The 24,766-nt window shown below is 62.9% G+C and carries 22 protein-coding genes and 1 tRNA gene; 13 read left to right on the forward strand and 10 right to left on the reverse strand.

Annotated features, from left to right (window positions below):
- Window positions 1–24 precede the first annotated feature (24 nt).
- A complete protein-coding gene (locus SLNSH_RS20505; RefSeq protein ID WP_106339458.1) occupies window positions 25–1,158 on the forward strand; it encodes a glycosyltransferase in 1,134 nt (377 codons plus the stop codon).
- A gap of 87 nt (window positions 1,159–1,245) precedes the next feature.
- On the opposite strand, the gene SLNSH_RS20510 is transcribed toward SLNSH_RS20505, so the two are convergent.
- Window positions 1,246–2,541: a polysaccharide biosynthesis/export family protein gene (locus tag SLNSH_RS20510; protein ID WP_106339460.1), complete on the reverse strand. Its 1,296-nt coding sequence runs from the start codon at window positions 2,539–2,541 to the stop codon at window positions 1,246–1,248.
- 518 nt (window positions 2,542–3,059) lie between these two features.
- Between SLNSH_RS20510 and SLNSH_RS20515 the strand changes: the two genes are divergently transcribed.
- The 3 genes from SLNSH_RS20515 to SLNSH_RS20525 all read left to right on the forward strand — a co-directional run bounded on the left by SLNSH_RS20515 (window position 3,060) and on the right by SLNSH_RS20525 (window position 5,374).
- Window positions 3,060–3,329 carry a hypothetical protein gene (locus SLNSH_RS20515; protein ID WP_146140328.1) on the forward strand — a complete coding sequence of 90 codons (270 nt, stop codon included), beginning with the start codon at window positions 3,060–3,062 and terminating at the stop codon, window positions 3,327–3,329.
- A gap of 331 nt (window positions 3,330–3,660) precedes the next feature.
- The gene (locus SLNSH_RS20520) at window positions 3,661–4,608 is read left to right on the forward strand and encodes a glycosyltransferase family 2 protein (protein ID WP_106339465.1); all 948 of its coding nucleotides are present in this window, start codon (window positions 3,661–3,663) and stop codon (window positions 4,606–4,608) included.
- Window positions 4,589–5,374: a polysaccharide deacetylase family protein gene (locus SLNSH_RS20525; protein ID WP_106339467.1), complete on the forward strand. Its 786-nt coding sequence runs from the start codon at window positions 4,589–4,591 to the stop codon at window positions 5,372–5,374. The genes SLNSH_RS20520 and SLNSH_RS20525 overlap by 20 nt, the downstream gene beginning before the upstream one ends.
- Before the next feature lie 127 nt (window positions 5,375–5,501).
- Here the strand turns inward: SLNSH_RS20525 and SLNSH_RS20530 are convergent, their stop codons facing one another.
- Window positions 5,502–5,780 carry a hypothetical protein gene (locus tag SLNSH_RS20530; RefSeq protein WP_146140329.1) on the reverse strand — a complete coding sequence of 93 codons (279 nt, stop codon included), beginning with the start codon at window positions 5,778–5,780 and terminating at the stop codon, window positions 5,502–5,504.
- Window positions 5,781–6,405: 625 nt separating this feature from the next.
- Here SLNSH_RS20530 and SLNSH_RS20540 point away from each other — a divergent pair.
- The gene (locus SLNSH_RS20540) at window positions 6,406–6,639 is read left to right on the forward strand and encodes a DUF6894 family protein (RefSeq protein ID WP_106339473.1); all 234 of its coding nucleotides are present in this window, start codon (window positions 6,406–6,408) and stop codon (window positions 6,637–6,639) included.
- Window positions 6,640–6,657: 18 nt separating this feature from the next.
- On the opposite strand, the gene SLNSH_RS24685 is transcribed toward SLNSH_RS20540, so the two are convergent.
- Entirely contained in the window at window positions 6,658–7,050 is a 393-nt protein-coding gene (locus SLNSH_RS24685) for a hypothetical protein (RefSeq protein ID WP_146140330.1), read from the reverse strand.
- A gap of 290 nt (window positions 7,051–7,340) precedes the next feature.
- Here SLNSH_RS24685 and SLNSH_RS20550 point away from each other — a divergent pair, with 290 nt between their 5' ends.
- Window positions 7,341–7,628: a hypothetical protein gene (locus SLNSH_RS20550; protein WP_106339477.1), complete on the forward strand. Its 288-nt coding sequence runs from the start codon at window positions 7,341–7,343 to the stop codon at window positions 7,626–7,628.
- A gap of 235 nt (window positions 7,629–7,863) precedes the next feature.
- Here the strand turns inward: SLNSH_RS20550 and SLNSH_RS20555 are convergent, their stop codons facing one another.
- The gene (locus tag SLNSH_RS20555) at window positions 7,864–8,478 is read right to left on the reverse strand and encodes a hypothetical protein (RefSeq protein WP_106339479.1); all 615 of its coding nucleotides are present in this window, start codon (window positions 8,476–8,478) and stop codon (window positions 7,864–7,866) included.
- A 176-nt stretch (window positions 8,479–8,654) separates the two neighbouring features.
- Here SLNSH_RS20555 and SLNSH_RS20560 point away from each other — a divergent pair, with 176 nt between their 5' ends.
- Window positions 8,655–9,209 (forward strand): hypothetical protein, encoded by a 555-nt coding sequence (locus SLNSH_RS20560; protein ID WP_146140332.1) that lies wholly within the window; start codon window positions 8,655–8,657, stop codon window positions 9,207–9,209.
- Window positions 9,210–9,781: 572 nt separating this feature from the next.
- On the opposite strand, the gene SLNSH_RS24995 is transcribed toward SLNSH_RS20560, so the two are convergent.
- On the reverse strand, window positions 9,782–9,943 hold the full coding sequence (locus SLNSH_RS24995) for a hypothetical protein (protein WP_158266840.1): 162 nt from the start codon (window positions 9,941–9,943) through the stop codon (window positions 9,782–9,784).
- 604 nt (window positions 9,944–10,547) lie between these two features.
- Between SLNSH_RS24995 and SLNSH_RS20565 the strand changes: the two genes are divergently transcribed.
- The 4 genes from SLNSH_RS20565 to SLNSH_RS20575 all read left to right on the forward strand — a co-directional run bounded on the left by SLNSH_RS20565 (window position 10,548) and on the right by SLNSH_RS20575 (window position 15,441).
- Window positions 10,548–11,381 (forward strand): metallophosphoesterase, encoded by an 834-nt coding sequence (locus SLNSH_RS20565; protein ID WP_245422429.1) that lies wholly within the window; start codon window positions 10,548–10,550, stop codon window positions 11,379–11,381.
- Window positions 11,382–11,595: 214 nt separating this feature from the next.
- Window positions 11,596–11,802, forward strand: coding sequence for a metallophosphoesterase (locus SLNSH_RS25665; protein WP_342587870.1), 207 nt, complete (start codon window positions 11,596–11,598; stop codon window positions 11,800–11,802).
- Window positions 11,803–12,751: 949 nt separating this feature from the next.
- The gene (locus SLNSH_RS20570; protein ID WP_106339483.1) at window positions 12,752–14,197 is read left to right on the forward strand and encodes an undecaprenyl-phosphate glucose phosphotransferase; all 1,446 of its coding nucleotides are present in this window, start codon (window positions 12,752–12,754) and stop codon (window positions 14,195–14,197) included.
- A 173-nt stretch (window positions 14,198–14,370) separates the two neighbouring features.
- Window positions 14,371–15,441, forward strand: coding sequence for a glycoside hydrolase family 5 protein (locus SLNSH_RS20575; RefSeq protein WP_106339485.1), 1,071 nt, complete (start codon window positions 14,371–14,373; stop codon window positions 15,439–15,441).
- Between the two features lie 12 nt (window positions 15,442–15,453).
- Here SLNSH_RS20575 and SLNSH_RS25670 read toward each other — a convergent pair whose 3' ends face one another.
- Complete coding sequence (locus SLNSH_RS25670) at window positions 15,454–16,674, reverse strand: glycosyltransferase (protein WP_158266841.1); 1,221 nt, start codon at window positions 16,672–16,674, stop codon at window positions 15,454–15,456.
- Here SLNSH_RS25670 and SLNSH_RS20585 point away from each other — a divergent pair.
- Window positions 16,654–17,790: a glycosyltransferase gene (locus SLNSH_RS20585; RefSeq protein WP_106339517.1), complete on the forward strand. Its 1,137-nt coding sequence runs from the start codon at window positions 16,654–16,656 to the stop codon at window positions 17,788–17,790. The genes SLNSH_RS25670 and SLNSH_RS20585 overlap by 21 nt on opposite strands.
- 67 nt (window positions 17,791–17,857) lie before the next feature.
- Here the strand turns inward: SLNSH_RS20585 and SLNSH_RS20590 are convergent, their stop codons facing one another.
- The 3 genes from SLNSH_RS20590 to SLNSH_RS20600 form a co-directional block, all read right to left on the reverse strand.
- Window positions 17,858–20,287 (reverse strand): glycoside hydrolase family 5 protein, encoded by a 2,430-nt coding sequence (locus SLNSH_RS20590; protein ID WP_106339489.1) that lies wholly within the window; start codon window positions 20,285–20,287, stop codon window positions 17,858–17,860.
- Window positions 20,288–20,468: 181 nt separating this feature from the next.
- Complete coding sequence (locus SLNSH_RS20595; protein ID WP_106339491.1) at window positions 20,469–21,668, reverse strand: O-antigen ligase family protein; 1,200 nt, start codon at window positions 21,666–21,668, stop codon at window positions 20,469–20,471.
- A gap of 256 nt (window positions 21,669–21,924) precedes the next feature.
- Window positions 21,925–23,124 (reverse strand): O-antigen ligase family protein, encoded by a 1,200-nt coding sequence (locus SLNSH_RS20600; RefSeq protein ID WP_106339493.1) that lies wholly within the window; start codon window positions 23,122–23,124, stop codon window positions 21,925–21,927.
- 122 nt (window positions 23,125–23,246) lie between these two features.
- Between SLNSH_RS20600 and SLNSH_RS25005 the strand changes: the two genes are divergently transcribed.
- A tRNA-Asp gene (locus SLNSH_RS25005) sits at window positions 23,247–23,328 on the forward strand.
- A gap of 12 nt (window positions 23,329–23,340) precedes the next feature.
- Here SLNSH_RS25005 and SLNSH_RS20605 read toward each other — a convergent pair.
- Entirely contained in the window at window positions 23,341–24,675 is a 1,335-nt protein-coding gene (locus tag SLNSH_RS20605; RefSeq protein ID WP_146140333.1) for an acyltransferase family protein, read from the reverse strand.
- Between the last annotated feature and the right edge of the window lie 91 nt (window positions 24,676–24,766).

A 24,766-nucleotide genomic window follows, 5' to 3' on the forward strand; every position in this document is an offset into this window, starting at 1 on the left:
GCAGACGATGACGTTGGATGACACATGAAGGTTGCGTATTTCGTTCACGACCTGGCCGACGCGGCCGTCCGCAAGCGCGTGGCGATGTTTCGGGCGGCGGGCGCCTCCATCACCCTCTTCGGGTTCCGGCGCACCCCGGCGGCGCCGTCGGAGGTCGCCGGGCTGAAGACCGTCGACCTGGGCCAGACGCTCGACGGAAGGTTGGGGCATCGGGCCATGGCGGTCGCCCGCAGGCTCCTCGATCACCGGTCCTGGGCGGGAGCCCTGGCGGGCCACGACGTCTTCATGGCGCGCCAGCTGGAGATGCTGCCGCTGGCGGCGCAGGCGCGCGCGCGCCATGCGCCGGGGGCGCGGCTCGTCTACGAACTCCTGGATGTGCACCGCTCCATGCTGGCCCCGGGACCGCGCGGCGCGGCCATGCGCCTCGTCGAGCGCGCGCTGCTGAGCCGGGTCGACAGCATCGTCGTGAGCTCGCCGGCCTTCGAGCGCGAGTACCTCGCGCGCTGGCAGCCCCGCCACCCGACGACGATCCTGGTGGAGAACAAGGTCTTCGGCGCCGCCGCGCAGGAGGTAAAGCTTGTGCCCGGTCCGGCCACGGCGCCGCCCTGGCGCATCGGCTGGTTTGGGGTCATCCGCTGCCGCCGCAGCCTGGAGGCCCTGCGCCGGCTGGCGCTGGCCCTGCCGGGGCAGGTGGAGATCGACATCCGCGGGGTGCGGGCGAACACGGAGCTCGGCCCCTTCGACGACATCGTGTCGGCGACGCCCGGGCTGCGCTTTCACGGGCGCTACCAGAGCCCCGAGGACCTCGCCGCGATCTATGGGCAGGTCCACTTCACCTGGGCCATCGACTTCTTCGAGGCGGGCCTCAACTCCACGTGGCTGCTGCCCAATCGGCTCTACGAGGGTGGGCTGCACGGCGTCCCGTCCATTGCCCTCGACGGGGTCGAGACGGCGGCGTGGCTGCAGGCGCGCCAGGCGGGCCTGATGCTCAAGGAGCCGCTGGAGGAGACGCTCATCGCCGCGATGGCCGGCATGACGCCCGACCGCTACCAGGAGCTGCGGCGCGGCGCCGAGGCGATCCCGCGCGCGGCGGTGCTCGCCGACGAGGCGGAGTGCCGCCGAATGCTGGAGCGGCTCGCCTCGGCGCGGCGCCGCTAGGGGCGCGACGAGCGGGGCAGGGGAGGGCGCCGCAAAGGGAAAGAGCCAGCACGGGAAAAGGCGCGGCAAGAAGGGCGCGCCGCGCTCCTATCGCGGTTTCGGGCCGGCCACGTAGTCGTCCTCGGTGCGCAGCGCCACCTCCACCACGTCGCCCGGGACGAGGCTCGCGTCCTCATTGGCGGCGATCTGCTGCGTCTTGCCGTCGGGCCCCTTGCGGAACACCAGCAGCTGAACGCGGTTGCCGGTGCCGCGCACCAGCTGCGAGCGCAGCGACCCGACATAGAGCAGCTTGTCGCTGACGCCCTGGATGGAGCTGGTCAGGGCGGCCATCCGCGCCTTGGCGTCCTGCAGGTCGGCGAGCAGCTGCGTCCGGCGCTTGTCGGCGGTGCGGTCGATGTCCCGGCTGGCCTCCTGCAGGCTCTTTTGCGCCTTGGTGAGCTCCGAGGCCACGGTGAGGGTGCGGTCGGACTGCGCCAGCAGCGCGCGCTGCTCGTCGGTCATGCGGTTGATGGCGGCGAGGCCCTTGTCGAAGGCGGCCTGGATGCGCTTCAGGTTTTCGGCCTGGGCGGCCGTTCCCGCCGCGAGCTGGCGCTGCAGCTCGCTCAGCTGCCCGACATAGGTTTCGGCCTGGGCGGCCGCCTTGCGCAGATACTCCGTCTCGGCCCGGTTGTTCTGCTGGTTGATCTTGAGCTGCTGGAGCTCGAGATCGGTCAGCTGATCCAGCACGGGGGTCGGCAGCGGCGGCCGGAACAGCGACTTCGTGTCGATCAGGTCGCGCCCGTCGAGTTCCGCCTGCAGCCGGGCCGCCCTAAGTTGCTGGCGGGCGTAGTCGGTCCACAGGCTCTCGTATTGGCTGCGCAGGTCGGCCGCGTCGAGAAAGGGGTTGGTGACCCTGAAGCGGACAAGGTCGTAGCCGCCCGCGAGGGAGACAGCTTGACGGACGGTCAGCCCCGGCCTGAAGGCCTGCTCGCCGGGCTTGGCGACGTCGCCTCTGAGATAGATCGGCCGGTAGTCGACGAGCGCGAGGCTGACCTCGCCCGCCTCGACCGCGAAGAGGTTGTCGCGGCCGTCGGGGGTGCGCATGTGGATGGCCTTGCTGGGAACGGCGTCCCGGACCAGCGCCAAGGCCTCGGCCAGAGTCTTGCCGGCGATCGTGAAGGAGCCGAACACCGGCACGGCGATCACGCCGTCGACGTTGACCGTCACGCGCTGGCGCAGGTCGGGGAAGCCGGCGACCGCCATCTCGAGGCCGTCGCCCGGCTGGATCCTGTACTCGTCGGCGGCTCGCGCCGAAGCGGGGACGAGCCAGGCGACGGTGAGGAGGCTCAGCGCCGCGCGCCGGAGCATTGCCCCGCGTGCGGGCGTGCTGAAGAGCAAGGACATGGGATTGAAGGCTCCGCGAGTCGATCCGTTTCAGCCGCCCGATCATTCCAGTGGCCAGGTCGCCGGTTGCAGTTGCGCCGGTCCGGCGCGGCCCACCGGCCCCGGCGCGTCTCACCGGCCCCGTTGGCGGGCGACGTCGGGGCCGAACGCCGGACGATGGGATCTGTCTACACCAGATCTCTTTAAAGAAAATGCCCGCGGCCGTGAATGGCTCGGGTGGGCGTCCTGGCGACGCAGCCTGCCGTCGTCCCGTGCTCAGCGTCCGCGAGCGCGCATGGTGGTGCGCTCGGCCGGCGCCTTCGGAGCCTTGCGCGCCAGGAGGAGGAAGGCGGTGGCGCAGGCGAGATGCACGGCTGTGACCCACATGGCGGCATTCTCTCCGAGGCGGATGGATCGAACAATTATCTGACAATGTTAATAATGCGTTCACCGCGATGGCTTGTCGCGTTAAGGCGGCGGGCGGCGCGGGCCGCGTCGGGGTGATGGCTGGCGGGAGGAGCGGAGTGGTCGAGGACTGCGTGCGTTGCGTCGTTGAGATCGCGGGCTTCTCCCTGTCGCGGCCTGAGCAGCTGGCGCGGGCCGCGGCGCTCTTGAACTGGTTCCTGCACGAGGCGCCGCGAGGCGGCGTGACGGCCGGCGACCTGGCCGGCGCCCTGCGGGCCGAGGCGCAGCGTCGCCCCGACGCGGCGGAGCGCGATCTGCTGCTGCAGGTCGCCGCCTGCCTGGATAGGCAGGCGGCCAGGCTTTCTGGTCAAACTGACGGTCAAATCGTCCCGCGTGCGGAATGAGGCCAGATTGGCTGAACGGGCGGGGTGCGAAAGTCGGGGGAGGAGTGGTCATTCGCAACGGGGCTGCCCGCCGTGATTCAAGCGATCCTCCTGCGATGCGCTGCTTCTCGCCGCGGCGGGACAGCTGCAAACTCCAGCTGCAACCGCGAAGGAAGCGAATCGTCCTGCTCCGGCCGGGCGTGTCTTCCCTGGAAACCCAGATCAGCTCTGGTCTTTGCGCCCGATCAAAGTCGCGTCCCTTTACGGGATGAGAGAAAGAGACTGTCAATTCAGGGCGGCTAACATGCGCAACCTGGGTTAGACTGATTTCCGGGCATAGCGGGGGCTGGCCATGGTTGGGGGAGAAAGTGGAGCGCATGCGGACGTGACGATCTGCGTGTGCACCTACGGGCGCAGCAGCGTGCGCGAGACCCTGCGGTCCCTGCTCGATGCGCACACGGAGGAGGGCCTCGCAATCGCGGTGGTGGTGGCCGACAACAACCTGCATCCCACCGCCTGGCCCATTGTCGAAGCGTTTGGGGCCGAGGCGCCGTTTCCCGTCCGTTACGTGCATGTTCCGGCCGGCAATATCGCGTTGGCGCGAAACGCCTGCCTGGACGCGAGCGAGGGCGAGTGGCTCGCCTTTATCGATGACGATGAGGTTGCGGATGCGGGCTGGCTCGACGCACTGTTGCGGCAAGGAGAATCCGCCGACGTGATCGTCGGCCCTGTCCTGGCGCGCTATCCCGCCGAAGCCGCCGACTGGCAGAGGCGGGGCGATTTCCATTCCATCCGGGAGCGCTGTCCCCTGACGCTGGGCAGAAACGCGTATTGCGGCAACGTGCTGATCAGACGGAGCCTCGTGGAACAATGCGGCGCTCGCTTCGACCTTGCTTTCGGTCGGTCCGGCGGCGAAGACACGGCCTTCTTCGCCTGCCTGGAGCGGGCCGGGGCGCGCTTCGCGCTGTCTGTCGGCGCCATCGTGCGGGAGGACGTCCCGGCAGGGCGCCTGGGGCTTCGCTACCTGCTCACGCGCGCCCTGCGCAATGGCCATGTCTTCGCGCGCGTCCACGGCGCCAACACGCACGCCTTGGCGGCGGCCTGCAAGCTGCTGTGGCTGCTCGCGTCGGGGCTGCTGCGGGCGGGCGACCCGGTCGCCTGGCGCCGCTCGGCCATTCGCGGCGGCTTTCACGTGGGCGTCCTGCGCGAGAAGCTCGGCTTGAGGCCTGCCCCGGCCTACGGGGCTTCCGATCCGGCTCCCAGAGGCTACGGCGGGATCGATGCTGTCTCGTCTTGCTGAAGGCGTGCGCGTCCGCCTCGTCCAGGCCTCCCCCGCCAAGATCGCCCGTTTCGACGGCCCGGCGCGTCTGGCGACCTTGTCCTTCGACGATTGGCCGCGGTCCGCCTGGACGGTGGCGGGGCCCGTGCTGGCGAGCCGCGGCGTCAGGGCGACCTATTTCACGAGCGGGGGCTTCTGCGGCCGTCGCCTTGGCGATCTGGACTACTTCACCCGCGATGACCTGCTGGCGGTCCGCGAGGCCGGCCATGAGATCGCCTGCCACACCTTCACGCACGCGGACCTGTCAGGGCTGCCGGCTCGCGCGATCCAGGCCGAGTTCGAGCGCAATGCGGCCTTTCTACGCGACGCCGTGGGGGAGATCAGCGTCGCATCCTTCGCCTATCCGTTCGGACAGGTCTCGCTCGCCGCCAAGCGCGCCGTCGCCGCCCGCTTCGCCAGCGGCCGCGGCATCCGAGAGGCCATGAACCGGGGGCGGGTCGATCTGGCGCAACTGTCGGCCTTTGGCCTCGAGCGCTACCGGGGCCCCCAGGATCCCGGGGCGTGGCTGCGGCGCGCGGTGGAGGAGGGGAGTTGGCTGCATGTGTTCACGCATGACGTGAGCCCTGCGCCGTCGCCTTACGGCTGCGCCCCGGACGACCTGGCGCGGTTCGTCGACGCCGCGCTCGAAGCCGGACTGCGCTTCGTGACGCAGGACGAGGGCGCGCGCATGCTGTCCGCCCGAGCTGAGCCGCCGTCACAATGCGTGGTCTTGAATCCTGAGGTGTGATCTTGCTGCTACAGCCCTCGCCGGCGAACGCGGTATTCTGACCTTGGCGGACCGTTCAGTCCTTCGGGACGCCCTCTCGATGGGGCGAAGGTCGGGTGGAGGGACTGCGCGACCTTCGCTTCCCATTTTACTTCGCCAGCTTGCTCCTGAAGATGGTGAGGAGCCGGTGGGCGCACAGGGCTGGCGAGGCGCCGGCGAAGAGCCCCTCGATGACCACGGCCTCCAGGCAGGCGGTCCCGTCCTGTCCTTCGAAGTCGAGCAGCAGGGCCACGGCGCGAACGTCCCGAAAACAGATCGCGCCAAAGCCATCCCACGCCAGCGCGGCTGCGGCTTCCGCCACCACTGAACGGAAATAAAGCGCGGCCTCGTCTGCGCACGCGTCCACTTCTTGCATAGCGGCTTGCATGGCGGCGTCCCGTCTCCGACGCTCGAGAACGGCGATTCGCCTGGCGAGGTTGCCAAACTGTAATGTCAGTGCGCTTGCGCGCGAGCCGTTCCGCGAGGGCTGGAGAGACGTAGAACGAGGGTAGGCGACGCGTAACCAACGGCAGCCTTCCGCCCGGGGCGCTCGGCGCGGTGGAAGCGGGCGCCGGCGCCCGGCGGCGTCCAGCGAAACAGGCAGCGATGTCGCGCCGATGCCGCAGCATGACGCTGCCCCGGGCCGGCTCTGGCCTGCTTGAAGCTCGGGAACCTCCGTTGACTGTCCGCTTTAAGACACACGGAGAAGAGCGATGCGGAACTCGAATTTCGGAGCGCGCGAGCACCTGGGCCGCAGCTTCCTGACGCGCGACGTGGAGCATCTGGGGGATACGATCCATCGGGATTTCGACACGGTCGTTCGCGAACCATGTCCTCCCAATTGGACGGTTTTGCTGCAGCGACTGGCGGCCAGCGAGGCCGCGGCGCGGGCAGGCGATGACGCGGGCGAAGGCGCATCCAGGGATGCGGGATAAGGGATAAGATGCGGGATAAAGCAACGCGAGACGCACCCGGCCTTTGCGGGCGCCTCCCACCACGCGTAATCAACGCCGATGTCGTTCTACTTCTTCCGATTCGTCGGCGGCCGGGGCTTCACCGACCCGGAAGGACTCGATTGCGCCGATTTGGAGGAGGCTCGGGCCGAAGCGGTCCGGCGCGCCTTGCGAGCCTGGCAAGCTGGCGTCGATCAGGGCGAAAATCGACGCGACTGGCGGGTCGATGTTCTGGATGATTGCGGGAACAGGGTGCTTCGGCTGCCCTTCGCGGACGCCTTGGACGAAGCCTGAGCCGCCGGCGGGTTTGACTCATTGCATCGTGGCGGGCGGCCCGTCCCGGAAATAATCATCGAGGCTCACGAGCCGCCTCCTGCCAACGGTCAGCGCCTCCTCGTCAAAACCTGATCGCAAGTCCTCGTTGCTCTCGGCCGCCTGACGGCAGGCGCTTCGAAAGTCCGGCGCTTCGATTTCGGCGATGAGCTCGACAACGCCGGCGGTGATGACCATGCCCACCTTGAACTTTGGCATTTCCTTCGCCTTCGACCGTCGCGAAACGGGGGCTTCTACGCGAGAACAAGCGGATCGGATCAGCGGCTTCGAAGCTGCTTCCGGCAAATCGTTGATCGCCAGCAGACCGTAGCCGTGGAAAGTGGCGGAAGCCGCATCGAACTCCTCCCGTAATGCTGGCGCGCCAAGGGCCAAGGCGGGCGCAGGCGCTCGTCAGCTTTTCCGCTGCAAGGTCCCGGCTGCAAGGGCCGGCTCATCCCTCGTCCTCATCGTCGACGGGCAGCGGCCGACGCGACATGATCGCCCTTCGCGCCAGGGCTTCCCGCTTTCGCCGCCAGGACACGCACTGACGAAGACGATGATCGGGGTCCGCAGGCTCTTCACTGGCTCGGCCTTTCGGGATCCTCGCCGGCCCTTCGCCGGTTAACCCAATACGAACAGATTCTGCCGCCATCTTTGCTGGGGCTCACGAATCTAGAGGGCGCATGGGCGCGGGACTGGCCATCTGGGGCATATTCGGCGGCGCTGTCGGCGGGCTTGTCGGCTACCTGGCTTTCGGGGTCGGCGGAGCGCTCTGGTGCATGGTGCTGGGCGCCAACGCCTTCGCGATCCTGTTTGCGGCCATGGTCGTCGCGTGGCGGCGTCTTCACCGGCCGGCCAACCTGGACAGGCAGGCGGACGTCATGGCTGACGCCCTGCGAAGCCAGTTGCCGGCCGTCCCGCCTGTGCCTTCGCCTGCGCCCGAGAAGCCGCGTCGCAAGGTCGGCCGCTAGCAAGGGCCGTCTCTCGACGGACGGTCGGGCGCAGATGGTGTGAACTGGGCCGCCATGCGGAGCCCCCCGTCGCATTCCGCCTGAGCCGGTTCGTGTCGGTTGAAACGGAATGTGGCAGCCTGAGAACTTGCGGGCAGTCCTCCGTGGGAGCCGCTCGGCATGAGAACGCACGGTCCGCTGTGCGCCAGAAAGCTGTGCGCCACAAAGATGCAGTGCAGCGCGGATCAATTCGACCTTACCCGCCACCAGGCGTGAGCTCGCAGTCCGGCGAAGACTCAAGTGTGATCTTGCCCGCCGGCAGACTCGTCGGCTCCGCCAAGGTGCGGATGTAGGTGACGCCCGACACCTCGCGCTGCCCAGGCGCCGTCTCCATCACGGCGACCCTGATCAGGGCGTCGACTGGCACGGGGCCGGAACTCCGCTTCGCCCTGGCCATGCAGCCGATCATCGCCATCGAGGCCACGTCCTTGTCGGCGAACTCCTCGGGCTTGAGAGCAGCCTTGGTGCAGGTCTCGATCGCCGTCTTATCTGGCATCACGACCTGCGCTGGGCCGTGGGCGTTGATGCCGACCAGCGTGTAGGGGACGCCGTTGTTCAGGCGCGGCGTTGACTGCTTGGATCGCCCCATTGTGGCGTGAAGCGTGAACTCACCGTAGGGCGCATTCACAGTCAGCGTACCGGTATCGGCTCCAGCGTAGGTGATGGTTATCTGGTCCGGCTTGCGAGCAGGATCGGGCATGACCCAATACGGGTCATCCTGGCACCTGAGCGTGAACTGTTCCGCCCAGGTGTTCGACGCTGACCCCACCGACAAAAGGCCAGTCGCGACGATCAGACCATGGAGGCGCATGGGAAAGCTCCGTCGACAGGGCTCGCGCGAGGTTCGAGCCGCGCAAAGTCTAGATCTCGAAGTTTAGTCCTGTAGCTAGTCTCGCTGTAAGTGGTGGTTGTGAGTAACGCCACAGCGGCAAGAAACAGGCTCGCTATCCTTTGTGCATCGTCAAGCAAACGCACAAGGAGAGCAACATGAAATACGCCAAGTTCATCGCCGCTGTCGCGTTCGCCACAGTCGCCATGGCCGCCAGCTCGGCCCCGTCCATGGCCTTCGGCCTTCCCAAGATCAACCTCGGCAAGGCTATCAAATCTGCCGGCAACGTCGTCACCCATCCCGGGCGCACCGTCAGCGACGCCGCGAAAACGGTCGGCAAGGTCGTGTCACATCCCGAGCGCTCGGCCAAGGACTTCGGAAAGGCTTACATGTCGGTCGCCCACCCGGTGGGCAGGGCGGTCGGGAAGGTTTACGACAAGGCCGCTGAGGTTTCGAAGCACATTTCATTGCTGAAGCCTGCGGAGCCGCTGGCCAGAGAGGCGGCCAAGATCGCGCGGTCCAAGGTTGGACAGATCGGGTTTGGCGTAGCCGCAGGCGCAACCGTGGTCGGTGGAGGGGTCGCTGCCCTCTCGCACATCGGCACGTCTGCCGGGACGGGCGCGGTTGGCGCGTACTACGCCAAGAAATACGGCGAGGCGGCTGCCGCGAAAGCCAGGCGAATGCGAGGTCAGGTCGCAGCCGCCGTTCGGTGACCCCCAGCAGCCCGTCCGGGCGCGAAAGCCGGCGACCCACCTTCGGAAGTCCGCCTCCCAAGGGCGGGCTTTCCGTTGAAGGGCCGGGGAGCGCCCGGATAGCATTCGCGTTGTGAACTGCCCATTCCTCGTGGAACAGGACTCTTCAGACCATTCCTTCCATATAAGCGCGTCGCCCCGGCGCCGAGCGGGCCAACTGGGCCGGTGCGCTCGGCGGCTCGCAGCAGGGGCGCTGCAAGGGGACATGGCTTGACCCGGCTTCCAGGCGCGCGGCGTAGCGATGCAACGCCTTGATCGGGCGCCAGCTCCCACGGCTGCCCCGGCGCCAGCGTCCAAAAAGCCGGGCCGCAAAAATGCGCGCTGACACAAAGCTCCTGTGCTGCAGGAAGATGGTCGAGCGCCGGCCTGCGAGCGCGACCACGTGCTTAGGGCAAGGAGTTTCGCGTGCCTGGCCAGCCGGCGCGATGCGCAGCGCCTCAGGCCTCGACTCACCCAGCCCGGCAGCGTGAGAGCGGATCGAAGCCCGCCCCCCCCCCGGCAAGGACAGCTTCCATCGAGGAGGGTCGAAGGCTTCAACCGAAGACGAGCATCGCCAGCGTGTAGACGCCCCAGCCGAGGAAGCCGAGCCAGGCCGCCTGGATCAGGCCGCAGGCCGTCAGGATTAGCGGGGCCGCGAGCTTCCGCACGAGAGGCTGCGCGTCGTTGTGAGACGCAAATGTTTGAAGATCGGTCATACGGGAACTCCGCGTTGGCTTCGCGTCGTCCCTTCTCAAGAGGCGTGCCGGCTCAAAACGGGAGAAGGCCCCGGCAGCCGCCCGGGCGCGAAGGTGGGGGCCTGGCTCAGTCGCGCCTCGGCCCGCAAAACCGAGCGCCCCGAACATAATTGAGCGACTTTGGGGCGGAGGGGCCAAGTAATGGCCACATTGCGGGCACGGTCGTGCGGCCTCGAACCGCCGTCAACCAAAGGCACTGCATGTATTCTGTTTTGGCATCGCGCCTATGTGGTTTGGAACTTCTGCGCGCTGGAGCGCTTGAATCAGGGAAATACATGCTGGAGCAATCGCCATGGACATCCTGATCTTCAACTTGGCTTGTCTGGCCGTCGTGCTGGAAATGGCGGCGCGCGCGCCCTGCGTGGAGGACAAGGCCACTATCTGAACCCAGGCCTTGCCTTCGACCTGAGCGAGCCTGACGGCGTCCGCCGCGATGACCCGGGGGCCGGGCGCGTGTTGTCCTCGCTCGCGTTGCGGACCATGATGCGGCGACCCGGGCGAGCGGATCGCGACATTGCGTTTTCGCGCTCGCCGCCTGGATGGGCGATGAGGCTAGAGAGGCGTCGTGTTTCGCGATTGGGTGGCCCGATGGCGCGGCAGGCAGGGACAGCAGACCCGTCCGAAAAGCTACGCCCAGGCGCAGTGGGAACACCACCATGCTCCCGCCAATCAGCCGCTTCAGGCGCCCGCTGGGGCCGCGCTCCCGCCGGGCCTGCGCGTCTATGCCATGGGCGACGTGCACGGGCGCGCCGATCTGCTGGCGGAGAAGTTCGCGGCCATCGACGCTGATCTGGCCGCTCGCCCGGCCGCCAGTCACGTGGAGATCCTGCTCGGCGATTATGTGGACCGCGGTCCGCGCGCCCGCGACGTGATCGGGCTCATCCTGGCGAGGCGGCGAGGCGGCTGCCTGGAAGCCCTGGCGGGCAACCACGAGGAGCTCTTCCTGCGTTTTCTCGACGGGGATCTGACGCTGCAGCATTGGCGCGAGATGGGGGGAGCCGAGACGCTGCTGTCCTATGGTCTAGCGGCTCCTCGGCTCTTCCACAGCCTGGACGAGGAGATCAGCTTCACCCGGCGTTGCCAGGAGGCCGTGCCGGCCGATCACGTGACCTTCCTGCGCACGTTGCCGACCCACCGGGAGGTCGGCGACTATTTCTTCGTCCATGCCGGCGTTCGGCCCCAGGCGCCTTTGGCGGAGCAGTCGCTCGAGGACCTGCTGTGGATCCGCAACGAGTTCCTCGACTGGAGCGGCGGCTTCGGCCGCATCGTCGTTCACGGCCATACGCCCGTGGGCCGACCCGAAGTGCGCAGCAACCGCATCAATCTCGACACCGGCGCCTACATCACGGGGGTGCTGACTTGCCTGGTGCTGGAGGGCTCCCGGCTCCATTTCCTGTAAGCCGAGCGCCCGTTCGCACGTTAAAGCGATGACGGTTTGTTGATTTTCACCCGCAAAGATGATGTGTGCTCGCGCGAGCGAAATTGAAGCTCCCAGGCCCGGACGAGGAATGGTCGATCGCTGGCTCCAACGCGGCAGGGCCGCAGCGTCCACCGGTTGACCGCCGGTCTGGTGAAGGCGCCAAGCCGAGGCCGAGCGGTCCGCGTGCTGCAGGATGGCGCGCCCCGGAAAAGGTCGCGGCCCGCATGCCAGACGGCGTCCGCGTTATGCGATCGGAGACATTCACGGCCGAGCCGACCTCCTGTCGGCACAGCTTGCCCGCATCGACGCCGACCTTCTGATGCGCCCTGTCCGGCAGCACTTCGTGGTGGCGCTCGGTGACTACATCGACCGAGGGCCGCAGTCCGTTCAGACGCCCTGATCAAGCGCCAGAAGGCCGGGGCGGCGCTGATCCGATCGCGTCCTTCACGGGCAACCACGAGACCATGTTCTTGCTGCGCCTGCAGGGAGGCAAGGCCCCGCGCTTTTGGCCGATTAGGCCCAACAGCCTTATCCCGAGAAGATCAGCTTCTTAGCAACGGCTTTTGAGCTCGCGATAATCGGCCGCTACGGGTGCACCCGCATTTCAGCCAGCCCGGAGGAGGCTCGCCGACAAGCGGTGACAAGCTTGGAGGTGTAGCATCGCCGCCGCTGCGACGGCCAGCATATTGCTGCCGATAAGGACGCTGGTGATGGACCATGTGAGGCCAGAGAGCAGAGCCCCTGTGGCACCGCCGACTAACGCTCCGGCGACGCTTGCAACCACCAAGGTTAATGCCATGTGCAACTTCCGATGAGGTCGCCCGGAGCGTGTCTGATTCTTGCTTCCTGCGCTCGCCCGATGGAATGCGCACTGCTTAATTGTCGCTGCCCTGATATTTTTGTATCACCTCTGGGACTGCACCGTGCGGCGTTGGATACGCCGAGCTCACGCCGCAGGGCGGTTCGAACTCTCGACGGAGCGCGCAAGGGCGGTGCGGTCAATAGCTACCAGCTGTCCCAGGTCAGGCTCGGGGCGGCCAGTCCTTCGCGACTGAGGCACACTGTCGCATCCAAGAGCTAATCACGGTCGAGGCTGGCAAGGGATGCCAATGCCGGCATAGGTAAGTACCCTCGGAAGGACCCAGAGGAACGTCCTGAAGGTGTTTGAATGGCAAAAGCCAAGGCAAGCTATGTAGAACAACTGGGTTTCGCAGAAAGAATGTGCTGGGTGCGCGAGGCGCTGATTAAGCCTGACTCAAAAACCGGGTCGCGTGCGATAAGACGGCCACTACAAATTTAGATAAGGTTGTGTTAATTCCCGGCTGAGTGGAGACGCCGGGGGGGCAGTCATGGACGCGGCAGCGAAACAGGCGGTAGCATCCAGCGGCATCGAAGGCGCTCGTCACTGGGTGGCGCCTCTGCGGTTTCAGTCGATTGGGGCGGTCGTCGCCACCCTCGACTCGATGCTGATCTTGGCCGCCGCCTACGCCGGCGCGGAAGGCTATCATCTCTCCGTCTTGGGCCAGGGCGTCGCTTCGGCCCCCTATCTCGCCATTGCGCTCGCCACCGCGGCTCTGTTCGGCACCGCCATGCACAGCCGCGGCCTCTACGAGCCCCGCAGTCTGATGCGCTTCTACAAGCAGCTCGCCAGCCTGACGGTGATCTGGGGCGGGGTCTGCTGCCTGCTCATCGTCGTCGGCTTCGCCCTGAAGTTCGGCGCCTCGCTGTCGCGCGGGGCCGTGTTCTGCTTCATGTTCGGCGGCTATGGCCTGCTCGTGGCCAACCGCCTCGCATGGCGGATCGGCGCCGAACGGGCGCTAGAGCGTGATGCCTTTCGGCTGCGCCGCGTCGCCCTGCTGACGATAGGGGAAGCCACCCAGGATGAGGCGACCCGGAAGCTGAGGAGCCTGGGCTACGATCCCGTCGAGCGCCGTCACATTCAGACCGGGGCAGACGACGCAAAGCTCTCCGAAGACCTCAAGGCCTTCGCCGCGGAGCTGCGCGGCCACCCGATCGAGGAGGTTTTCGTCTTCGCCAGCTGGGACGTCTTGGCGGCGTTCAACCACCACTGGCATGTGCTGCGCGCCCTGCCGTTGCCGGTGAAGCTCACCCCCGTCGGGACCGCGGCCGCCATGCTGGCGCGTCCCTCGACCGTCCTCGGGCACACCGTCGCCTTCGAGGTGCAGCGGCCGCCGCTGAGCGAATGGGAGCAGCGCCAGAAGCGCTGCCTCGATTGCTTCGTGGCCGCCGGCGGGCTGCTCGTGCTCAGCCCCCTGCTGCTGCTGGTCGCGCTCGCCATCCGGCTCGAAGGCCCCGGTCCGGTGCTCTTTCGGCAGCATCGGCAGGGCTTCAACGGGGCGAAGTTCAGCATCCTGAAGTTCCGCAGCATGCTCGTCCTGGAGGATGGGGCGGTGATCCGCCAGGCCCAGCGCGGCGATCCGCGCATCACCCGCGTGGGGGCCTTCATCCGCCGCACCAGCCTCGACGAGCTGCCGCAACTCTTCAACGTGCTGCGTGGCGACATGTCGCTGGTCGGCCCGCGGCCGCACGCCGTCGCCCACGACAATCTCTACGACGCGATGATCGCCAACTACGCCAAGCGCTGGCACGTGAAGCCCGGCCTGACCGGCTGGGCGCAGGTCAACGGCTCGCGCGGCGAGACCCCCACCGTCGAGAGCATGGAAGCCCGCGTGCGCTACGACCTCTGGTACATCGACAACTGGAGCCTGTGGCTCGACCTGCGCATCCTGCTGCGCACGGGACGGGAGGTGCTGCGCTCGCAGAGCGCCTACTGAGCTAACCTAGAGGACCGCATCTAGGGCTTGGGCAAGTGCTTAATGATAAAGGGCGGCTTTCCAAGTCAATCGCGTCTTATGCAGGCGCTCGGGAACCAAGTCAGGATTCGAGGTCTCTGCTAACCGAGTGCGCCTCATGCGGGCCTGCCCGCCCTTAACTCTCACGAGGTAATATGAGCCGATTGATCGCCCGCCGCCCCTTGCTCGGCGCCCTTGCCGTGGGAGGCCTCGCCCTAACGCGGCGTACGGCCTCGTCCGGGCCGTCGCAGAAGACCCCTTTTTTGCGGGGCGTCAATCTGTCCGGCAAAGAATTCTACCCCGGGGACCAGTGGCCCAGGAAGGAGGTCGTCCGCTATTATCTCCGCGAAAAGCGTATGAACTGTGCGAGGCTATGCATCAGTTGGGAACTGCTTCAGCCACAGCTCGGCGGCCCTTTGGCATCCGATATGGTCGACGGCATCGAGCGAATGATCGAGCAGATCAGCGCGGCTCAAGCTTGGACCATTCTTGACCTGCACAATTACAGCCGTCGGACTGAAGCCGGAATAACTTACATCATCGGCGAGAGCGGGACGCGAGTTACGATCGGGCATCTTGCGGGTTTGTGGAAAGCAATCGCAGAGAGGTGGGGAAATAGGAAAGATGTGCTATTCGGACTTATGAACGAACCGCATGACCAATCGACCGCAATCCTCGTAAAGTCTTACAATGAGACCATCGCCGCGATCCGCGCGACGGGGTCCAGCAATCTGATCCTTGTGAACGGCAACGACTGGAACGCAGAAGCGTGGCGTCCGGGTCATGACAACCTAGATCTGATGCTCAATGTGTCTGATCCGGCTGACAATCTTGCGTTCGACGTTCACCAATACTTTGACCGATACAGCGCTGGTCAAAAACCCGAAGTGGTGAAGGGCTGGGGCGAAGGCCTGCGCAATTTCACTACCTGGGCCCGCAAGCACGGAAAAAAGGGATTCTGCGGCGAGTTCGCTGGCCCAGGGAGCGCTGACGGCGTCGCGGCCGTTGATGCTTTCCTCACCTACCTAGAGATGAACCAGGATGTCTGGCTGGGGTGGGCCTGGTGGGGAGCAGGTGGTTGGTGGCCCAGGGACTACCTGTTCCGCTTGGACCCCATATCGCTGAATGAGCCATGGCCAGATCCGCCGATCGATCAACCGGGGATGGCGGCCTTAACCCATCGCCTTCCCGGTGCCACACCCTTCAACGGTCAGCAGGCTCAATAAACGACTGACTTGTTATCGTTCGCTCAGCGCGATGAAGCTGGCCCCGATCTTATCCCATGACAATGCACGACGCAGCAACTGGGCGGCTACATCGGCCCGATCCTGCCAGGTCTCCACCGGAACCTCGTAGAAACGGACGATTGCGTCCGCGATTGCCTCGGCGGTCACAGGGGTCGCCACCAGTTCACCGGCCAATCCTTGATCGAACAGGTCCTGCAGACCTCCAGCCGTGGTCGCAATGACGGGCCGATTGTTAACTCCCGCGAGAACGGCGACGCCGCTCTGGGAGGAAAAATCGGCATAGGCGAGCACCAGCGCATCAACACGCGCGAGAAGCTGAGGGACTTCCGCATCCGGAATGAAACCGTCTGCGAAAAGGATCGCGTCCTGGTCGAGGGCCGCGGCTTCTTTGCAAATCTGCCAGTAGTCGGGCTCGTGCGGATGCGGCTCTCCGGCGACTAGCAACCTGACGTCCGTCCCGCGTCGACGCGCGAGATGAACGCCTCGGATTGTCTCAAGGATATTCTTGTTCCGCCGAACTGTACCAAAGGAGAGGAGCACGCGAGACCCTGGCATTGGAGTCTGCACAGCTAAAGGAAAAGCTCCATGCGGGATAACCGTGATCTTGGCAGGGTCTATATTGTGCTGGGCTACGGCGCGGGCCTTAGCGGCTGAGGTAAGCACGACCAAATGCGTCGCCAGGCGGTAGGACAGCGCATGAGCGCCTGCCTCCAGTCGGCGAAGGCCACCGCGAAACCGCCACGCATGAGGTTCTACGTCATGAACGACGAATATCAGCCTGCCACGCATGGCCCTGATATACAGAAACAACGGGAGCGTGAACGGGAGCGGCTCCGGGATCGTGAAGATATAGCTTGTCGTCCTAGGCCATCGCCTTGCCACAGCGACTGATCCAACGAAGATGCGCCAAAGCGACGCCAGCCCTTTTCGAAATCGCGATCCCTCCGAGACGAGTTCGCGCGGCACGAACACCCTGATAAGGTGCGGTCCCGCGGGCTCACGCTCTTCCGGCAAAGCTCGAGGAGATATAAACGTTATGTCATGACCGATTTGCGCAATCGCATTGGCTAAGCTCTGTGCGTACCAGCCCGTGCCTGATCGCCAGACCTTTGACATGAGGACGATCCGACTCACGTTCAAGTTCCTATCATTCATCGCATTCTGTGTAGTACTATCCGAGGCGCGCTCGACATGAAAGTCGAAAATCTGCATGATTCTACCCTGAAAGCAACAGCCATCGTCATTCTGAACTATAAAGGTGTGACGGATACGATTAGCTGCATCGAGTCTTGCCTGCAGCTTATCGGGCCGGTCAGCATCATCGTTGTCGACAACTTTTCGCCGGATGACTCGATACCTGTTCTGCAACGCTGGGGCCGGGAGCGGCTGTGTGTCTTGAATGCGGAGCGGCGTCAAAACGGCCGTCCTGAGGTGCGGTTCATCGAGGCAGGTCCCGAGTTGCTGGCTCCCGACGCCTTGCCGACGCCCGAGCTGCATGAGATCCATCTCCTTGGGCTTAACGTCAATCTTGGCTATGCGCACGGCAACAATTGCGGAATCCGCTATGCATGGGCTGGCCCATTCGCATATTTCTGGGTTCTAAATAACGACACAGAGGTCGCCCCGGATGCGCTCGCACACTTGCAGGCGCGGTTCGACGAGGATTCCCGCATCGGCATGTGCGGTTCCAAGCTTGTCTATTATGACCGTCCCGATCGCGTCCAAAATCTGGCGGGAGGCTGTTACAGCCCCCTCAAGGGCCGTAGCTTCGCCATCGGCATGGGATCCCTCTCTTCGTCCCCCTGTGATCGTGCGAATGTGGAGCGACAACTCAGCTATGTCAGCGGAGCTTCCATGTTGGTCTCTCGCGAGATGATCGATGCAGTAGGTTTAATGGAGGAAAGTTATTTTTTGTTTTGGGAGGAAGTCGAGTGGGCATTTCGGGCAAAAGGGAGGTTCAAACTGGGGTTTGCACAAAATTCGATCGTGCGGCACCGGGTTGGGGCATCGATCGGCACCGAAGACATCGGAAAGCAATCATTGCTTGCTGAATTTTACATGCTGCGAAATAGGATTCGATTTTGTAGAAAATATTCACGTTGTGCCCTGCCTTTCGTGGCTGCTGATGTGGCGCGGCAGTTGGGCCGCACCGTCTGGGCTGGGGATTGGAACAGGTTCCGCGTTCTCTGTTGGGCCGTCATTGGGTGGCACCTCTATGCCGGGCGAGTGATCTCTCCAACGCAGTTCCGCTCAATCGGCGGTGAGGCGCAGCCTAGCGCGGCCCATAACGCGCCTGCAGATGCAAACCGGGCCAGTCGACACGCCTGACGTGAGGCCCCCGCCACACCGCCCTAGCGTAGCCGATCCGCGCGCGCGATTAGGCGAGGGCTGCCCTTCAGTGCCAGTGCGCGAGAGCGTCTTGAGCGGTGTGAAGCGTCTGAGCCAGGAAGTCGAGTTCTCCGTGATAGTCGTGGGCCGCGGCGGGGAAGGGGGTAGCCGCCAGTCCGGTTACGGCGGCCCCCAGCTCTGGGGCGAGGGTGATAGGGCCGCCGATGCCCTCAGGCCCGTCCGCGCGGTAGGCGTTGGCCAGCGTGTCGAAGTGGAAGCTATCCAACATGGCCCACTCGGCGTCGAACAGCTGGATGTTGCTGGCCGCGGCTCCCGCTTGATCGAACGTGGCTACAACATGAGCGCCGGCGGAGGTGTCGATCTGAATGGAGGCGACGTGGCCATTCTCATAGCTGACCCTGCTCTGCAGCTGCCAGGCGCTCGAATACAGCTCCTGGGACAATACATCGCCATCCGCGCCGTAGCTGATGACGGCGTGTCCGCCATCTTGCGTCAAGCTATCAGTCGCCACGTGCCCCGCGAAGTCGAAACTCGTGCGGCTCTGCCACTGCCAGGCGGCGTCATAGGCGTCGATGCTCGCGGGCTGCCCCGCGCCGGCTGTGTAGGACGCGACGTAATGGCCTCCGCTGGATGTGTCATGCTGCACCGAGCTGACTTGGCCGGCGGGCGTGAAGGAGACGCGGCTCTCCAGGTGCCAGTCAGCATCATAGGTCTCCCAGGATTGAAGCGTCGTCCCGTCCGCCGAGAGCACGCTGACGGTGTGCGTCTGGTCGGGGTTGACGTGGTCGAGTGACGCCACCGTGCCATTCGGGTTCAGGGTGGCGCGCTCGAAGATGGCTCCATCCGCCTGGATCGTGTCGATGGTGGACGCCCGCCATTCGGAGGAGGGGTCGATCCTCTCGAAACTGACGCAACGCGCCATACCATTGGCCTCGTAGGTCGTGCTCGAAACCACGTTTAACCAATCGGGGGTGTAGACCGTGAGGTTCACGACCATCGAGCCGATGGAGTCGAACTGTTGGACCGCATGGTTGCCGTGGTCGTCCGTGGTGGTGAATCGGCTGAGCGCGCCATTGGCGCAATACTCCGCCTGCGAGGTGAGCTGCCAACCGGCGTCAAATTTTTGGACGCAAGAGATTTTTCCGTCGCTATAGAGGTAATCGATGTGCCCACCGTCAGATTCGGTGACGAGGCGGTTGGCGAGAACGCCGTCCGCCCCGTAAGTGTCAATCTGGTAGGGCGAATAATCCCCGGAATGGAACAGCTGCGTCTCCCGGATGCCCGAGTCCGCGACCGTGGTCGAGCTCAGGAGATGCTGGCCGCTGTCATAGACCTTGCTGCTGTCGGCGTGGCCGGAAGCCGCATAGCCCGTCAACGAGTAGAATCCGTCTACAGCGACGTCGAGAGTCTTCGACAAGTGCCCGTCGATGTCGAACAAGGCGCGCGACTTCAACGCGCCTCCGGCATCGAGGATGTCGATGATAGTCGGTTGCATGCGGCCCGGGACATAGGTTGTGTATTGGACATCGCCGTTGTCGAGAACGGCGCGGGTGAGCGTTGCGCCGGTGTGCGCCTCCAGGACATCCATCTGGGCCGCGTCGATGATGCCCAGTGCCGGTTCCACCGAGTACATGTAGTCATGCCAGCTCTCGCCCGCGGCCCAATATGTGCCGCCAAGCCAAACGCTCGGGTGGGCCTGCATAAAGCCCAGCATGCCGTCGAGCGCCTGAAGCGAAGTGGTGTCGTTGGCTACGCCGAACTCGCCAAGAAAGAGCTTGGCGCCGGTCGTCTCCGCCCAGTGCGTGACCGCTTCGAGACGCTCCACGCCGATAGTCGATGATACAACGGAGGCAGACTGCCCTGACATATCGGCGTCAAGGTATTGATGCACCTCGAACGCGAAATTGTGGGCCGGGTCGACTATGGCGCCCGGAGCGCCGAGCACACTCGCGTTATCCGTGACTGTCCACGTCGCTGCGCTGTCCCAGTTAAGCCCCGGTACCAAGACCGGCTGACTTGCGCCTGCCTCCCGGATTGCCGCTATTGCGGCGTTGACTGCCGCTAGCCAAGTAGAAGACGAGCTCACCTGAGGCTCGTTCATAAGCCCGAACACGACATTACCGTCGTTTGCGAAGACGCTGGCGAGCTTGCCCCAAAGATCCGCAAATGCAGGCACCGACGTTTCAGCGCCTATTAGTCCACCAGGGCCATGGTCGTAGCTATGATCGCCGGGACCATACCCGTAGCTGTGAAGATCGAGAATTACATTGATCCCCGCATGGGCGGCGTAGCGGACTATCTCCTCCAGCTTATCGACAGGATAGGGATTAAGGTCCCCAAATTCGGACGACTGCACGAGGCTCCATTCGAACGGGACACGAATGCTGTGGAAGCCTTTCGCGGCGAAATAGTCAATTTCATCCTGGGTTGGGTAGAGGTTCCAATCCGAACCGTTGATATTGATGCCGAGGTTCATCAGCAGCCCCTGTTGCTCTGCGCGCAGTTATCGCAGTGCCGGCATAGGTTTGCGTTAGCTTGATGTCTCGAATTGTCGATATCGGTCGCGTGTTAGCGCTAGGCGTGTTTTGTTCGATGCCCTCGACTGAGCCATGGCGGCCTCATGCCGTTGCAATCCGAAAACCGGCCGTGGCGCTGGATTATTTGGTGCCTGTTCTTGCGGCGGAAAAGCCAAATATCATCGCAAAATACAAGGCGCCACCTTGCGAAAACAGATTCGGTGCGATGCAGCCATAAGCGGTCAACATGCTTCCTGTAAGGAACAACGGCCAGCCGAAGCGTTGCGGTATCGACATGATTGGCTGGCAGCTCACATACGATGCAGCGAAGAAAAGACACAGCCCTAGAGCTCCGAAATCTAACCAAACTCCCAAAGGTCCGAGGTCAGCAGACGCAAAGAAGTAGTTGCCAGTGACAAATCCCAGTTCGTAACTCGACTGATGAACACCGATGCCTAGTAGCGGGCTGTTAAACAGGAGGTGCCTTGCTAAATCATATTCAATGGCACGGGCGCCGCCCGACGAATCGGCGGAAAAGGCGGAGAACGGATTGAAGCTAACATCAATAAAGCCAAAGGTATAAAGAAGTGTTGAAGATCCAAGTATCATGAGTGCAATCTTACGGATTGCTGAAGTCGAGAACCGCAACACAAAAAGGGCGGTCATCAGTACAACGCATGATATGAACAAGCGCGAAAGAGTCAGCAAAATCGCCACTCCGCAGAACGTCGCAAGAATCATGGACCAAAGAGTGCGCTCCTGCAGCGCGCGGCCGAACCAATAATACCAGGCAAATGCCGCCGCGCCAGCATAGACGAAAATCCGATCTCCACGCTCAACATCTGTGAGGAGGATAGGTCTCAAATATAAGGCCGGCATCAATTCGCTCATAAACAATAACACGACAATCAAGTAGCTACACACATATATCGTTGTTGAGATCACAACCATCCTCATCGTTGCCTCGGCGAGAGCGACTCGTTCAAGTGCGAAAAAGACTCCAAATGTGAAGAGAGGAGCAAATTGAAAGGCTGTACTCAATTTGTTAGGAAGATTGGTAACTTGCTCTGAATTGTATACCGCTCCGGCGACAACTGAGGTCGCGATCAAAAACGAAATTATCTGCGACGCGAACCCATCTATCCAGGTTAAAGCTGCGTAAATTCCGCTGATTGCGAAGATAAGACCAAGAACAAGCGGCTGAGAGTTAAGATAAGGGAAAAGCATGTGCAGGCGTGAGCTGTACACGATTTCGGCAAATAGGAGAATCGCTACAAGCGTCAGGTGAATCTGCGGCGGAATTACTCTAGCCACCAAGGAGGAAGGTTGCATCGGATTCATTCACGTTCACCAAGCTGATCGTATGGCGTTAACGCACCTACCAACCAAATGGACCGTGCGAGATCATTGCTACTGCGTATCGAATAAAGAGGCCTTTGAGCGACGAGGTGTGAGCAGATGGATGCCTATATTGCGTATCGCGCGACTTTCCTACCTCGCGTTCCTTCCTTAACGAGGGTCCAGGACAGCAGTCAGCCCCTGAGGAAGTGATCAGTACTCCGTACCGAAGAGGATCCCGGTAGCCAGACACGCCCGCTCAACTTTGAGCTTTTTGTGCAAGCCATACACCCAGGATCACAGCGAAGATGATTGTGCCGCCGGGAATAAACAACATCGGCGATAAACATCCATCAAGCGCCAGGGTGCAGCCGGCATAGAAGAGCGCAGATCGGAACGGCTCACTTGGCAATTCCAAACGCTGTGTCGCCAAGACGCTTGCGGCAAAATAGAGGACTAGCCCAATTATTCCAAGGTCCATATACACGCCGAACGCTCCAAGGTCGTTGCCCGCGAAAAATGTCAGGCCAGTGACGAAGCCGGCCTGATCACCCGAAGAGGGAAGCCCGTACCCAAAGATCGGACTCCTCTGAACCAACACCTGCGCAACTTGATATTCAAGCATGCGCCCGCGGCCAGATGTGTCTGAGTCTAAATATCCCGCAAAAGGATTCCAGGTTGGATCAAGTGCGCCATACAGGAGCACGGCGGAAGCGGTGCCCAAGGCGAGCAGGCAGATGACGCGCGTCAACGAATAGGGAACTCGAGCTAAAAAAAAGACCGTGATTACACCCGCACATGTGAGGTAGACACGTGAGACTGTCAGTAACAAGGCGAGCAGGCACATCGGAACGATGATCGCTCGTCCGAACGTGAATCCGAACCGCAAACGTCCTAGGATCAGAAACCAAGCGTACAGCAATGCGCCTGAATGCGCGAAAAGGCGATCACCGCGCTCGACGTCGTTGGACAGAATCGGCTGCACGATTTGCATCGGTATTAGGTTGAAATTGTGAAGCAGAACAAAGGGGACGTACAGCAACGCATAGATGGTCGTGTAGCGACCGAACACATCCATGAATCTGTCAGCAAGGCCATAATTGCAGAGCATAAATATGGGAACAAAAAGCGAAATCGTTAGGTATTGACCTATGCCATTCCATTCAACAGGCAGACTTGTATTGCCTTCAAACACCAGCATCTGCGTGATAATCAAGGCAAGGCAGACCAACTGAACAAACGCCGCCGCAAAATACCCTCGGGCCAGGGCCAGTGCCGTATAACCAGCTGAAGTGAGCAAGATTAATGCGAGAATTAATCGTTGTGCGAAGCTTGGTAGAAATGCGAGGTAAAGTCGTGAGCTGAAGACAAGCTCGGCAATGATAAGCAAGTGTAGAACGATGCGGTGGATCGCCAGAGGGGGAGCGAGATGACGGCTATAGGTTGCGGCCGAGGTCAACTGGCATTCTCCTGTCGCGCATTCCCATGGTGTCACTCTCGCCTGACTGCGCCGGGCGATGTAAACGGCTGGTCGCTGCTCGCTGGCTCTGGTTTAAACTGACGACCTGTTAGACTGAAGAAGCAGGAGCGAAAAGGCCTTGACCCGCCTCGCGAATTGCCCGGCCTGTCACGCCGGAGGCCGCGGGTTCGAGCCCTGTCACATCCGCTCTAGAATTCAGGCATGACGAAAGCCCTCCCGAAATTTTCGGCTCCGCATTCTTTTTTCGACCAGCGCCCAAGATAGCCAGCCTGCGACCAAGGAAGCTCCCAGCACGCCATAGAGCCAACGAGCATCGCCCCCGCCGCCGAACTCGATGACGAGGTTCAGAATGAGACCGTGATAGAGATAGACCCCGTACGAAATGTCCTGGCCCCGAAGAAGGTTGACGCGGACATAGCTGTGAGCCACCGCAAGGGTGAACATCGCAAGGACCCCCTGCCTAACGACGACCGCTATGGGAGTCGCATCACGGAAAACAACATGCGTGGCGGCCAGAACGATTAACCAGGCCCAGGCCGCGCCAGCCAATATCTTCGTCGTCTCCAGCCGTAGATACCAGCATAAAGCGCCGATCAGAAAAAGATAATAATGTGAAAAAAAACAATAACGGAGGAGCTTCCCGGCGAGGGTTTCCGTGGTGTCGTAGATACCCATGACCGAAGGAGCGATGCCCCGGATGATGACCGCGAGACCCAGGAAGAATACGAGCGCAACGGCGAGCGTCAGATCTTTGCGGCGCGTGCGCGCAACAACATAGGAGAGAACTGGTACCGTGGCGTAGAATTGGAGCTCTACCGGAATCGTCCACAGGCTGCCGTTATATGAGCCAAATCCGAAGCCAGACAGGAATTTCGGTGTATAGATTACCGCACAAAGCTGGAGTACGAACCACTGCACCCCCGCAACGCTCCAGACCTCGTATCCGAGATATAGAACGACCGCGGCCGTGACCGCGAGGCAAGCCCAGAGGCCAGGGAAAATGCGTAAGACCCGATTGTGCGCATAGGACAATAGAGTTGGCTTGCGCTCGTAGGACGCCGTGATGAGGAAGCCGCTGGTCACAAAAAAGATCGGAACACCCGCAAAGGGACTCAGGATGTTCGTCCAGAATGGGCTTTCGATTCCCAAGTGATAGATCGAATGAAAGATCAAAACCTGTAGTGCTGCGAACAGACGGATATAGTCGAAGTTATTCTCATGATGCAGCTTCGCGTGCATCTCTTCGGGCGAGAACTGGCTGGAGCAGGGAGAGGAGTACCCCGCAGCATCGTGCTTCGCCATCATGGCCCTGGGTGTTTCGGGTGCTAGAATCATGCGTGCTCGCTCCCGGAGCGAACCCGTCCCGGAGGAATGCTGTGATCTCATCACGACGGGCCAGATCCCGAGTGCTGAGACAACGGTGGAGGCACCTTCGACCATCGCGACGATGAAGTGGGCATCGTACTTGTGGGCATCGTTAAGATAGCGATCCTGAAGGTTATTCAACGATGCAGGGCCATAACCCGCCAAGGGTGGTCTGATTAGCAGTTCGCAATCGAACTCACAACCAGCGCGGCGTGTTGTGCGCTGCGAGAGAGTTCGCTATACTCGCCTTATGCAA

The sequence above is a fragment of the Alsobacter soli genome, from assembly GCF_003004785.1.
GTDB classification, from domain to species: domain Bacteria; phylum Pseudomonadota; class Alphaproteobacteria; order Rhizobiales; family Beijerinckiaceae; genus Alsobacter; species Alsobacter soli.